The following is a 13,245-nucleotide window of genomic DNA, read 5'->3' as shown; positions in this document are numbered from 1 at the left end:
AATCAATTGCAATAAATACAACTTATTGAAAAATAAAGATTTTCCAAAAATCAGTTTCGAGCGAAACAAATCAGAACCTTTTCAAACCTTCCTTATGATTTTCTGCGCGGCTTCTGGTTATTTCCCCTCAAGCCGACGTCAGGCCGGACACACTTGTCCAAACCATCGGGGTCCCCACACCGATATGGACATGTTCCGGTCTGACGTACGGCGGAAATAAACTGACGAAATAAACTGACAAGGAAACAAAATGTCTTTTGCAGAATATATCTGGCTCGACGGCAGCAAACCTACCCGTCAGCTTCGCTCCAAAACCCGCTTTGTCCGCGCTGACAATGCATCGCCCAAAGCCATAGACTTCCCGATCTGGAGCTTTGATGGCTCCTCCACGGGTCAGGCTGAAGGATCTGATTCCGATTGCCTGCTGGTACCAGCTTGCGTTGTTCGTGACCCCTTCCGCGAAGGCAACAACTATCTTGTGCTTTGTGAAGTCTACGACGCCGCTGGCAAGGTTCACGAAAGCAATACCCGAGCGTCGCTCCGCGCGACACTGAAAGCCGGCGCCGAGCGTCAACGCCCATGGGCTGGTTTTGAGCAGGAATACACACTGTTTCAGGACGAACGTCCCCTCGGCTGGCCTGTGAGCGGTGAACCTGACGCCCAAGGACCCTATTATTGCAGTGTTGGTGCGGACGTTGCCTTTGGCCGCGCCATTGCGGAGGAACACGCTCAAAAATGTCTTGACGCAGACTTGCTGTATTACGGCCTGAACGCAGAGGTCATGCCAGGCCAATGGGAATTCCAGATCGGCTTCCGCGGCATTGGTAATGAAGACCCTGGCCTCCTGAACGTCGCAGACCATGTGTGGCTCGCACGCTGGATTTTACACCGTGTAGCTGAAGACCACGGCGTGAGCGTCTCTTTTGCCAACAAACCGGTCAAAGGTGACTGGAACGGCGCAGGCATGCACACCAACTTCTCCACCGAAGCCACCCGCGCGCAAGAGGGTATGAAGGCAATCGAAAAAGCTGTCGAGCGCCTTGGCAGCAAACACGCCGAGCACATCGCCATTTATGGTGATGGCCTTGCTGAGCGCCTGACAGGCCAACACGAAACATGCTCGATCAACGAGTTCCGTGCCGGTACAGCGGACCGTGGTGCCTCCATTCGCATCCCGCTTCCCGTTCAGGAAAAAGGCCACGGTTACTTTGAGGACCGTCGCCCAGGCGCCAACGCTGACCCATACGAAGTCGCAGCAAAAATCGCTGCCACCGTTTGTGACATCGAGCAGGCCGCCATCGAGGCCATTCTCCAAAGCGGAAATCACCCTGAATCTGTAGCTGCATAAGCTTGTCTGCGCCCACCTCAGGTGGGCGCAGCTCAATTTATTTTGGAGTTTTGTTATGCTTAAGAAATTTCTCGCAGGTGGTGCTGCTTGCCTGTTCGTCGCAAGCCCTGCTTATGCGGCCATGTCCAGTGAAACATCATTTGTATTAAATTCTCTGTTGATGCTGCTTTGTGGTGCGCTTGTCATGTTCATGGCAGCAGGATTTACCATGCTTGAGGCTGGCTCGGTACGCTCCAAGTCGGTGGGTGTAATCCTGACCAAAAACATCAGCCTGTACGCAATCGCTGGCATAACCTTCTACGTTATCGGCTATAATATCATGTTTGCCCCAGGCACTCCTGGGACATGGATACCAGATGACACCGCAGCCCTTGGTGGCGACCTCAGCAGCGGTCACGCTGCGAATGCCTATTGGTTTTTCCAGATGGTTTTTGTTGCGACCGCAGCCTCCGTCGTATCCGGTGCTCTCGCCGAACGCAGCCGCTTTTGGCCATTTCTCACATTTGCTGCCATTCTGACCGGTATTATTTATCCTGTTGTGGGCTCATGGACGTGGGGCGGCGGCTGGTTGGCGCGTCTCGGCTTCACCGACTTTGCAGGCTCAACCGTTGTGCATTCCGTGGGCGGATGGGCAGCCCTCGCCGGCGCCCTGTTACTTGGGCCACGCACAGGTCGGTTCTGCAGTGAAGGTCGCCCGAAGCCGCTTCCGGGTTCGTCGGCTCCTCAGGTGGCAATCGGGGTGCTGATCCTCTGGTTCGGCTGGCTGGGCTTTAATGGCGGTTCACAACTGTCGCTTTCCTCTGTGGAAGATGCGATCGCTATATCCAATATATTTGCCAACACCAACGCAGCCGCGGCCGGTGGTGTACTGGCTGTGCTGTTGGCCACACAGCTCCTGTTCAGGCGGCCTAACCTTATGCTCACCCTGAACGGCGCCCTCGCGGGCCTCGTCGCCATCACAGCGGAACCATCGGCACCCTCGATCAGTGCAGCGCTCCTGATTGGTGCCGGTGGCGGATTGGTAATGCTGGTTGCAGCCTGGCTACTTGAATCCTTCCGTATCGACGATGTCGTTGGTGCCGTGCCGGTACACCTTGCCGCCGGCATCTGGGGCACCGTGGTAGCTTCTGTCACCAACGAAGGTGCCTCGCTCAGTGTGCAACTGTTTGGTGTTGCCAGCATCGGTGCCTTTGTCTTTGTGCTTAGCTTCCTGATCTGGTGGGTGATGCGACTGTCCTTTGGCATTCGTCTCGACACACAGGCAGAGGAAGTTGGTGCCGACCTCGCTGAAATGGGCACCCGTGCCTATAACTTCGACTTCATCGACGCGCTGCTTCCTTCAGATAAAAACTCACTTTCTTCGCAAACGACACGCGACCAGACCGATTCAGAAGCGCCAAGCCGCTAAGTGAAGCGCGGCAGACAAATAACACTAGGACGGCATATGGCCGTCCTGCATGAAAACTCTCGCACGAAGGACAGATCATGGCTTCCTCGGTAAAAAACACAGCAAAGAAGACTGCGCCAAAACGCACCGCGAACCAGAAAAAGCGGTCGCCTCATGTCAAGGCGAATGCAGCAAATGATGCGACAGCACCTTTTCTGTCGTCAACCGCTGCAGAAGAGATAACCAAGATCTTTCGTGCGCTTGATCGGTCGCGAGACGGCTTCATCCCTCGCGATGGCCTTTTGGCGGCATTCAACAGCAAGGGTATCCACACCGACGATCCGCGCGTAAAGGACACGCTGGAAGCGCTCAAACGCTCCCATGAAGCGATCGATCTGGAGTCCTTTACAAAGCTCTTTGGCCATGACATCGGGTTCCTTAACCGTATCGCCAAGGACCAATTCATTGTGCCTCGCTTCAACGAATTCTGCGATGAAATGAGCACCATGTTTGAAGACTGCCGGGAAATACGCGACGGCGCGGTAGCCGATTATATTCCGCAGCTCGCAAGAGTAGCACCCGATCAGTTTGGCATGGGGGTGTGCACTATCGATGGCCAGCGAGCCTCATTCGGTGACAAGGATGTGCCATTTTGTGTGCAATCCACCTGCAAGCCCATCAACTATGCCATGGCGTTGACTCTAAACGGCGAGGAAAAGGTACACGCGCACGTCGGGCGGGAACCGAGCGGTCGCAGCTTTAATGAACTCGCGCTAAATGACCGGGGCCTGCCGCATAATCCCATGATCAACGCAGGCGCGATCATGTCGTGTTCTCTGATCCATCCCGACCTGCCGCTTTCTGACCGCTTCGATCATGTCATCAAGACATGGACAGCACTTTCTGGTGGTGCGGCTCCGGGCTACAACAACCCGGTTTATCTTTCAGAAAAAGCGACAGCAGACCGCAATTTCGCGCTTGCCTATTTCATGCAGGAAAAGAAGGCGTTTCCGGCGCACACGGACCTCCTGCAAACGCTGGATTTCTACTTCCAGTCCTGCTCGATCGAAACCACCGCAGAACGCATGTCCATCGCCGCGGCCACGCTTGCCAACGCAGGGGTGAACCCTCTGACGAACGAGCGCGTATTTTCAAGCGAGACCGTCAAACATTGCCTGTCGCTGATGTATTCATGCGGCATGTATGATTTCTCCGGCGAATTTGCCTTTACCATCGGCCTACCCGCCAAGTCCGGCGTGTCGGGCGCCCTGATGGTGGTGGTGCCGAACCGGATGGGCTTTGCCATCTGGTCACCACGCCTGGACAAGCTTGGCAACAGCGTGCGGGGCATTGAATTTTGCCGTAAGCTGGTGGAGCGCTATAGCTTCCACAACTATGACGGCCTTTCCGAAGGCGAGGCCAAGAAAGATCCGATCCGGTCGCAGGAACTATACCGCAGCGACCTTACCTACCAGCTTATCCATGCCGCCAGCCTTGGCGACCTCGCCGAAATTACCCGGCTTGTTGCCCATGGTGCCGATATCAACGCGGCAGACTATGACGGCCGTTCCCCTCTCCATCTTGCAGCCGCAGAAGGACGGGAACTGGCGGTCGCCTACCTGCTTGCCCGTGGTGCAAACCCGCAAGCAAAAGACCGTTGGGGAGCCACCCCGGTGGAAGACGCAAACCGACACAACCATAGTGAGATCGAGCAGCGGTTAAAAAAGTCAGCAGCCGCTTGATAAAACCTTCTCAATTTTCAGGACCAAAACAATGTCGAACATGAAAGCCATGAATGCTCTTGCGGCCATGACAGCCGTATTTCTTGCCACCGCAGCCCACGCAAAACCATACAAATATCCGGCGTGGGCGGAACCAACTAACCAGCAGACTGTGAATGCTGGTGAAAATGTGTCTGCCTGCACACTGGGCCCGGACTACAACGCAACAATTTCACTACGTCCACCGTTCAAACGCAGCGTATCCTGCGTGAATGCCCAAATTCAGCTGAGTAAAGACGACGAGACGCAGCCTTCCCGCGGTTAAATCAGATAACACCCCGTCAGGGATGTCCCCTTACGACCTCCGAAGGGTGGTGCGTATTTCCCTGACATGCTGCCCCTTGAGGCTGCCTTCCCCAGGCAGCCTCTTTTTTTCGACCGGGGACTCACATCAGCTTTTAAACGCGGGGCGTTTGATATAACGGCCATCACCCTTGTGGGTACGCAGGTCACCGTTTGCATACCTTAGCTTGCCCTGACTGATGGTGTGGGATGCCAATCCAGTCACTTGCATGCCTTCAAAAATATTGTAGTCCACATTCTGGTGGTGCGTTTTGGCAGATATGGTTTTGCTGGCCGCCGGGTCCCACACCACGATATCTGCATCCGCCCCCACCGCGATACGGCCCTTGCGCGGGTAGATGTTAAAGATTTTGGCGGCGTTAGCGCTGGTCACCGCGACAAATTCCTCCTTCGTCAGCCTCCCCGTGTTCACGCCATGTGTCCACAGCACCGCGAGACGGTCTTCGATGCCGGCTGTGCCATTGGGAATTCTGGTGAAGTCATCCTTGCCCATGGCTTTCTGGTCGGCACAGAAACAACAATGGTCCGTCGCTGTTGTTTGCAAATTGCCGGACTGCAAGCCCTTCCACAGCGCGTCCTGATGCAGCTTGGCCCGGAAAGGTGGCGACATCACATGCGCCGCGGCTGCGTCAAAATCAGGGTTTTTATAAACACTGTCATCAATGAGCAAATGCCCCGCCAACGCTTCACCGTAAACTCGCTGGCCCGCGAGGCGCGCACGCACAATTTCATCCAGCGCATCCTCGGTGGACACATGCACCAGATAGAGCGGCACGCCGATCACCTCGGCAAGGCGTGCGGCGCGGTTGGCTGCTTCACCTTCTGCGGCGGGCGGGCGCGACAGAGGATGCGCGTCAGGGCCTGTACGGCCTTCCGCCAGCAGCTTTTTCTGCAACTGGTAAACAAGCTCACCATTCTCCGCGTGTGCGGTGACGATAGCGCCCAGCTCCCGCGCACGGCAGAAGCTGTTATACAGCACCTCGTCCTCAGCCATGATCGCGCCCTTGTAGGCCATGAAATGCTTGAAGCTATTGATGCCCTCTTCCCGCACAAGCGTACCCATGTCGTCGGCAACACCGTCTCCCCACCATGTAACTGCCACATGGAAGCTGTAGTCCGCGCAGGCCTTCTCAGCCCAACCGCGCCAGGTCTGGTATGCTTCCATCAACGCCTGATCGGGGCTTGGGATAACAAAATCGATGATCATCGTGGTGCCGCCGGCAAGCCCTGCCGCAGTGCCGGTATAAAAATCCTCACTTGCCACGGTGCCCATGAACGGTAATTGCATATGAGTGTGCGGATCAATGCCGCCCGGCATGACATATTGCCCGCCTGCGTCAATCACCTCCGCACCCGCAGGCGCCTCCAGATCATCACCCACGGCCCTGATGGTGCCATCCTCAACCAATATGTCGGCGCGCCTGCTGGCGTCGGCGTTAATTATGGTTCCACCACGGATCACGAGTGTCATGTCACATCCCCACTAGGTTTTTTTTCGCCACGATGAGATAAAGCCCGCCGGCCACAAAAAGCCCCACAAACCAGGCATAGCTATAGATGGCATCGAAGACGGCTGGCACCGCGTCAATGATGGCCGCCGCATGCAGAAAGCCTGGCAAGTTGGGCAACACACCGATCACAAGAGCGGTCAATCCCGCATTGTTCCAGGGGCCATAGCCTCCCTCATGGGTAAACAGCGCGTCTTTGTCGAGGCTGCATTTACGGATCAGGAAATAATCGGCGATCAGGATACCCGCAATGGGCCCGAGAAGCGCCGAATAGCCAACCAGCCAGACAAACAGGTAGCCGCCCGCGGTTTCCAGCAGTTGCCACGGGAAGATGGCAATGCCAATACCGGCGGTAATATAGCCCCCCATGGTAAAGCTGATTTTGGACGGGCTGAGGTTGGAGAAGCCATAAGCCGGTGCCACCACATTGGCGGCCAGATTGGTCGTCAAAGTGGCGATTACCAGTGCAGCCAACGCGACAACCACGCCAAAGCCGCCCATACGGCCCGCCAGCACAACCGGATCCCATATCGCTTCGCCGTATACCGTCACCGTGGCTGATGTCACGGCGACGCTGATGAATGCAAAGAGCGCCATCGGTAGCGGCAGGCCAAGGGCCTGGCCGATAATCTGATCCCGCTGCGATTTTGCGAAACGGGTGAAATCAGGGATATTGAGCGCCATGGTCGCCCAGAAGCCGACCATAGCGGTAAGCCCCGCGATAAAGGTGGGCAGGAAAAGCCCTTCCTTGGCACCACCTTCAACAAACTGGGACGGTGTGGAAAGCATCTCACCAAAACCACCTGCATTGACATATGCCCAGCCAAGCAGTGCAAGCCCCATCGCCAGCAGAAAAGGCGCGGCATATGTCTCCAGCCAGCGGATCGCTTCCGTACCGTTTTTGATGAAATAGAGGTGCATGGCCCAAAAGGCGATGAAGCACAGGAACTGCCCTATACTGATGCCGAGGAAGGGCAGCGCATCGCCTGCAATGCCATTCGCTGTCAGCGCATTGACAATCACATAGATCGCGGAACCTCCAACCCATGTATTGATGCCGAACCAGCCGCAGGCTACAAGGCCACGGGCCATGGCCGGGATGCGCGCACCCTTGGTCCCGAAGGCGGAGCGCAACAGCACCGGGAACGGCACCCCATGTTTGGCACCTGCGTGCCCGATCAGAATCATGGGAACAAGCACTATGGCATTGCCCAAGAGCACAGTAAGCACCGCCTGCCACCAGGACATGCCCTCGGAGACAAGCCCACCTGCCAGCATATAGGTGGGCACACAAACCACCATCGCCACCCAGAGGGCGGCAAAGGCTTTCCAGTCCCATGTGCGGGCGCTGTCAGCTATGGGCGCGAGATCTTCGTTCCACAGGTCTGCGTCGAACTTGCTCATATTCCCCCTCCGATAAAACAAAAGCCCTGGCCTTCCCCAAGGTCGGGGCCCTCAAATCATTCTCCGTCTGTCAGCCGCCCATAAGTGCTTGGCCGCCTGTCGCGGAAAAATTGCCAACCATTTCGCACTTCCTGAACCATGCTCATATCCATATCATGGATGATCAGTTCATCCTCGTTCCGGCTGGCACATTTTTCAATCTGCCCGCGCGGATTGACAAAATAGCTCTGGCCGTAAAACTCTCCAATATCCCATGGCCCTTCGTGGCCGACACGGTTGATCGCCCCGATCCAGCATCCATTTGCAGCGGCGGAGGCCGGTTGTTCCAGCTTCCAGAGATATTCCGACAGGCCCGCTACAGTCGCCGACGGGTTCACAATATACTCGGCCCCATTTAGCGCCAGCGCACGCCATCCTTCGGGGAAGTGACGGTCGTAACATATGTAAACCCCAAGCTTGCAATACCGGGTTTCAAACACCGGCCAGCCCGATGAGCCAGGCTTGAAGAAAAACTTTTCCCAAAAACCTGCCACCTGCGGGATATGGGTCTTGCGGTATTTGCCCAGATAACTGCCGTCAGCGTCAATGACCGCCGCGGTGTTGTAATAGATGCCCGTCACATCATCCCGTTCGTAGATCGGCACCACGATGACCATTTTATAGCGTTTAGCGTATTCCTGCATCAGCTTTGTCGTAGGGCCGCCCGGGATAGGCTCGGCGCTTTCATACCACTTGGCATCCTGGCTTGGGCAGAAATACGGCTGGGTGAAAACCTCCTGAAAACACAGAACCTGCACACCCTTCTCTCCGGCTTCTTCTATGAGCGGGATGTGTGCGTCAATCATCGCCTTGCGGATCGTCTCGGGGTCATTGTCGGTTGAGGCCTTGAGAGCCATCTGGATCAAGCCGCCCCTGAGCGTGGCCGGTGAATTCATTGTCATGTATCGTCCTCCTGAGGCTTTATGGCTTTATTGTGCCGCTTTCATTGGGTTGAGCGGGTGTTCGGGCCAGGAAACATAGGGTTTGCCGTTATCAACGGGCCGCATCTCGATACAATCCGGCACCGGACAGATCATGGCGCACAGGTTACAGCCCACGCAGTCTTCATCCACCACCGTGAAACTGCGCTTGCCGTCGGCGGCAACGTGATATTCAATCGCCTGATGGCTCGTATCCTCGCACGCGATATGGCAGCGCCCGCATTCGATGCACTTGTCCGGGTTGATGAAGGCCTTGGTGTCGAAGTTCATATCCAACGCATTCCAGTCAACCGTGTTTCTGGTCGCCAGCCCTCGGAATTCTTCAATATTGCGATAGCCTTTTTCGTCCATGAAGGCAGACAGGCCCGCGATCATGTCATCGACAATGCGGAAGCCATAGAGCATGGCCGCCGTGCACACCTGAAGCGCGTTGGCGCCAAGTGAGATAAACTCCGCAGCATCGCGCCAGTTCTCGATACCGCCGATGGCTGAAATATCAAGGCCCCGGGTGTCAGGCGACCGTGCGATCTCAGCGACCATATTAAGCGCGATGGGCTTGACCGCCGCCCCACAATAGCCGCCGTGCGTTCCCTTGCCGCCCACAACAGGTGTTGGTGCCATTGCGTCAAGGTCGACAGAGACAATCGAGTTTACGGTGTTGATAAGCGAGACCGCATGCGCCCCGCCTTTTTTCGCCGCTTCAGCCGCCCACAGGATGTTGGTGATGTTGGGCGTCAGCTTGGTGAAAACCGGCAGGTCCACCGCTTCACGCACCCAGCGCGTGGTCTGTTCCACCATGTCGGGCACCTGCCCGATGGCAGAGCCCATGCCACGCTCGCACATGCCGTGCGGGCAACCGAGGTTCAGTTCTATACCATGCACGCCTGAATTTGCGATCTTGATTGCCAGCTCTTTCCAAGCCTGTTCGTCAATGGGCGCCATCATGGAACCGATGATCACCCGATCGGGCCATTCCTTGCGGGTACGTCCAATCTCGCGCAGGTTTACCTCAAGCGGACGATCGGAGATCAATTCGATATTATTGATGCCTATAACGCCGCGGCCCGCATCATGGTGCACACCGTATCGACTGGCGACATTCACGACAGGCGGGTCTTCGCCCAGTGTTTTCCAGACCACACCGCCCCAGCCTGCTTCAAACGCGCGCACCACGTTATAATATTTATCTGTCGGTGGGGCTGAGGCCAGCCAGAAGGGATTAATGCTCTCAATTCCGGCAATCGTACATCCGAGATCAGCCATGTCCGCTCCTAGCTTTTTAAATAGGCGTCGATGGCGTGAGCAGCTTGCTTGCCGTCTTCCACCGCCTGTACCGTCAAGTCCTCACCAGATTTTACACAGTCACCACCAGCAAAAACGCCGGATATATTCGTCACAAAGCCATCAAGAACCGAAATCTTGCCTGCGGCAAGGTCAAGCCCGTCAAGCGCGGTCGCATCCAGTTTCTGGCCAATGGCTTTCAACACCATGTCGGCTTTCACCTCAAAGGTGTCCCCCGTCCCGAACAATTTGCCAGATTTGGCATCCCGTGCCGTGCGCTCAAACACCATACCGGTGACCGCCTTGCCACCAAGAATGGCCGTCGGCTTGGCCCAAGGCTCCACCACCACGCCGTTGGTGCGCGCCAGATCAATTTCAAACTTTGTAGCGCCCATGGCATCTTCGCCGCGTCGGTAGACAAGGGTGACATGGGCCGCACCCAGCGCGCGCGCCTGCACCGCCGCGTCAATCGCCGTATTACCGCCGCCAATGACAACGACATCCTGGCCGACCGTCATGTCGGCCTTCTTGCGCTTTTGGCGCAGTTCTTCGATGAAGTCGATGGCGTCGAGGACGCCATGTTTGTCCTCGCCGTCAAGCCCAAGCCTGTTGGTATTACCAAGCCCGACGCCAAGGAAAACTGCATCAAAGGTGTCGCGCAGCTCCCTCAGGGAGAGGTTGCCGCCCAGCGGGTGGGCATAGTTAATCTCAATCCCGCCAATTCCCATAAGGAAGTCGACCTCACGCTGGGCAAAGTCATCAATCATCTTATAGGCGGCCAAGCCATATTCATTCAATCCGCCCGCCTTGGGTTTGGCCTCGAATATTGTTACTGAATGCCCAAGCATGGCGGTACGGTGCGCGCAGGAAAGCCCGGCAGGCCCCGCACCAACCACAGCAATGCGTTTGCCCGTGGCGGACGCGCGTTCAAACGGGTGCTTGCCCCCCTTGGCCATCAAGTGGTCTATCGCAAAGCGTTGCAGCAGGCCTATTTCGACCGGTTCTTCGCCACCATGGTTGCGCACGCAGGCCTGTTCGCACAGCACTTCGGTGGGGCACGCGCGGGCACAGGTGCCGCCCATGATGTTTTCGCTCAGGATTGTGCGCGCGGCACCGTCCACATTTTTTGTGCGTATCTGATGAATGAATGTGGGGATATCGATGGAGGTGGGGCATGCCGTAATGCACGGCGCATCATAACAATAGATGCAGTGGTCGGCAGCAGCCATAGCCTGAATCGCATTCAGGGGTTTGTGCAGGTCGCCAAAATTGGCTGCAATCTCGTCATCCGTCAGGACCACACCCTCAGCGGCAGCGCATAGCTTATGCGTCATAAGTACCCCCACATGATCACTCCCGATAGCACGCTACCTATTCCTGACTGTTTAGTCAAGAATAGGTAGCGTGCTTGCGATCCGATGCCATTGCATAGTCGGCCAGTGACCAAAGCCCAGTGTCGTTATCACAGCGCCGTCAACATCCCCCGCTGCACGTCAGACACATATCGCCAGATTGCCCGGCCAAAACTCAGGGCGACGCGGGTCGCGAAACAGCTCATAATAGGGTACACAGGAATTGACCATGCGATGCACGACATTTGGGTCTTTCGCCCACACATGGGGCGAATCTTCCAAAAACTGTGCCACGGAATCCGCCTGAATATTGTAGCCGTAAAATCCGTATTTATAAGCCAGCGCCGAAAAAATAGCCTGATCGGCGGTATGATGAAGCGATATGGTTTCGTAAACCGCATGCAAGGCCCATTCTTCAGCAAAGGCCATCGTGGCAGCATTTTTCTTGAGCAGGAAAGATGAATTGAGCCGCGCAGGATAGGCCATGTAGGTATCATACTCTTGCGCTAGCCCGAGCGCGTCATATAGTTCGGGCCGGTCCCCCATCCATCCGATACCATGCGAGAGCCGCGCATTGAACGCGCCTGCGAACAGGGTTTCATCATGATCGTGTTGCAGCCGGAACAGCGAATTGATGTCCTCGTAAAAGCCGAGAAGAAAGTGGCGCGAAGCATCGACATAATAAACCATATCACCCTCGGAGACGTCCCTCAGGGTATCTCTCACGATATAGGCCTTCCATGCATTATAGAACCCGCCCCGGCTTCCAATTTGTTCAGGATTATTTTTGCAGCGCTCCAGCTCAGCGAACCAGGGGCGCTTCTGTATTGCCACCTGATCCAGTATCCTGACCTCGCAATCAAACCGGCAAAGCTTGAGGAACGAGTCCTTCAGCTTCCGCGCTGTGCTCCTATAAGGCTCACCATCGGCATACATAAGCAGCACGACCTTGGCGCCGCTATATCGTGCCGGGTCATGTGCGACGCCGTCTACCATGTGCCTATACCTGTTTTGTCCGATTTGCCTGAAACATTCGGCAAGAAGGCCACGCGCCTTGTCCCGGAAGGCCGGATCGCCAGTTCGTAATTTCAAGCTAAGCACATAAAAAGCCTGATCATATTGGCCCAGTTTCTCCAGACAGCGCGCCTCGGCGATATACGGCTCGGGCCTGCCCGGCCATTTTGCCCTCACAGCGGCATATATGCGGGCTGCCGTGTTCCAATCCTTCAGATGGCGTGCAAAGTCGCCCATTCGGATATGGTCTTCAACTGACACACCTGTGACAGCCAAGGCAAAAGACCGGAACGCTTTTGCACATGCCTCTTTTTCCATCCCGGAATCCATTTGGCCACGCAGTGCGGCCATGCCCCCCAGATACCCTTCAGCATCCGCCGGGTTTTCTTGCCGCCAAAGCGCCCACATTTCGGCAGCAGTAACCCAGTCACGCTGACCTGCGGCCGCGCGGGCACGCTGGTTTGCACGTCCAACCTGATCAGCTTGGGCTATCATGGTAACAATCTCTCAAATTGTCGGTCCTCAATTTAGCCCACCCTAAGGCACCCTGCTCGTTTTCAAAAACTAATTTCAGCAAGGACCGATATTTCAACAGGATAATAATAAACGGTTGATTGCCGGGCTGATTTGTCATTTTTGCCAGCGTGTTTAGCTCTCTTGATCTTTCAATCAACATTCCCGGTATTTTCATGGTGCCTACCATATAATAGCCATCACCCTTCGCGCCGGGCACGAGAATCCCCGATAGGACCACCGCACAAGGCAAATGGTCAGCCGCCATGACCCACGGCACCGCTGTTCTTGAGGTCGCGCACATCACCTTATCGATTAATTCGTCCTGCGACGCGGATTGTCTTAAAGGATGGACTGTCGCTTACCTGTTGAAA

At 55.9% G+C, this 13,245-nt stretch carries 11 protein-coding genes; 4 read left to right on the top strand and 7 right to left on the bottom strand.

Going from position 1 to position 13,245, the window contains the following annotated elements; translation table 11 throughout:
• The first annotated feature begins 250 nt into the window (after positions 1–250).
• From OEU85_RS03285 to OEU85_RS03270, 4 genes are all read left to right on the top strand, one after another.
• Positions 251–1,348, top strand: a complete 1,098-nt coding sequence (locus OEU85_RS03285; protein WP_262690012.1) for a glutamine synthetase beta-grasp domain-containing protein — start codon at positions 251–253, stop codon at positions 1,346–1,348.
• A gap of 55 nt (positions 1,349–1,403) precedes the next feature.
• A complete protein-coding gene (locus OEU85_RS03280; protein ID WP_262690011.1) occupies positions 1,404–2,756 on the top strand; it encodes an ammonium transporter family protein in 1,353 nt (450 codons plus the stop codon).
• A 77-nt stretch (positions 2,757–2,833) separates the two neighbouring features.
• Positions 2,834–4,477, top strand: coding sequence for a glutaminase A (glsA, locus tag OEU85_RS03275; protein WP_262690010.1), 1,644 nt, complete (start codon positions 2,834–2,836; stop codon positions 4,475–4,477).
• Between the two features lie 31 nt (positions 4,478–4,508).
• Positions 4,509–4,781: a hypothetical protein gene (locus tag OEU85_RS03270; RefSeq protein ID WP_262690009.1), complete on the top strand. Its 273-nt coding sequence runs from the start codon at positions 4,509–4,511 to the stop codon at positions 4,779–4,781.
• Positions 4,782–4,907: 126 nt separating this feature from the next.
• On the opposite strand, the gene hydA is transcribed toward OEU85_RS03270, so the two are convergent.
• The 7 genes from hydA to OEU85_RS03235 all read right to left on the bottom strand — a co-directional run bounded on the left by hydA (position 4,908) and on the right by OEU85_RS03235 (position 13,139).
• Complete coding sequence (gene hydA / locus OEU85_RS03265; protein ID WP_262690008.1) at positions 4,908–6,290, bottom strand: dihydropyrimidinase; 1,383 nt, start codon at positions 6,288–6,290, stop codon at positions 4,908–4,910.
• 1 nt (position 6,291) lies between these two features.
• The gene (locus OEU85_RS03260) at positions 6,292–7,731 is read right to left on the bottom strand and encodes an NCS1 family nucleobase:cation symporter-1 (RefSeq protein WP_262690007.1); all 1,440 of its coding nucleotides are present in this window, start codon (positions 7,729–7,731) and stop codon (positions 6,292–6,294) included.
• A gap of 56 nt (positions 7,732–7,787) precedes the next feature.
• Positions 7,788–8,672 (bottom strand): nitrilase-related carbon-nitrogen hydrolase, encoded by an 885-nt coding sequence (locus OEU85_RS03255; RefSeq protein ID WP_262690006.1) that lies wholly within the window; start codon positions 8,670–8,672, stop codon positions 7,788–7,790.
• A 27-nt stretch (positions 8,673–8,699) separates the two neighbouring features.
• A complete protein-coding gene (gene preA, locus OEU85_RS03250; RefSeq protein ID WP_262690005.1) occupies positions 8,700–9,974 on the bottom strand; it encodes an NAD-dependent dihydropyrimidine dehydrogenase subunit PreA in 1,275 nt (424 codons plus the stop codon).
• 8 nt (positions 9,975–9,982) lie between these two features.
• Positions 9,983–11,326 (bottom strand): NAD(P)-dependent oxidoreductase, encoded by a 1,344-nt coding sequence (locus tag OEU85_RS03245; RefSeq protein ID WP_262690004.1) that lies wholly within the window; start codon positions 11,324–11,326, stop codon positions 9,983–9,985.
• 159 nt (positions 11,327–11,485) lie between these two features.
• Positions 11,486–12,853, bottom strand: a complete 1,368-nt coding sequence (locus OEU85_RS03240) for a tetratricopeptide repeat protein (protein WP_262690003.1) — start codon at positions 12,851–12,853, stop codon at positions 11,486–11,488.
• Positions 12,837–13,139, bottom strand: a complete 303-nt coding sequence (locus OEU85_RS03235; RefSeq protein WP_262690002.1) for a hypothetical protein — start codon at positions 13,137–13,139, stop codon at positions 12,837–12,839. The genes OEU85_RS03240 and OEU85_RS03235 overlap by 17 nt, the downstream gene beginning before the upstream one ends.
• Positions 13,140–13,245: the final 106 nt, after the last annotated feature.

It is taken from the genome of Kordiimonas aestuarii (genome assembly GCF_025574465.1).
In the GTDB taxonomy this organism is placed as follows: Bacteria; Pseudomonadota; Alphaproteobacteria; order Sphingomonadales; family Kordiimonadaceae; genus Kordiimonas; species Kordiimonas aestuarii.
The sequence above is the reverse complement of the archived record's forward strand: the minus strand, read 5'-3'. Positions and strand labels throughout refer to the sequence as shown.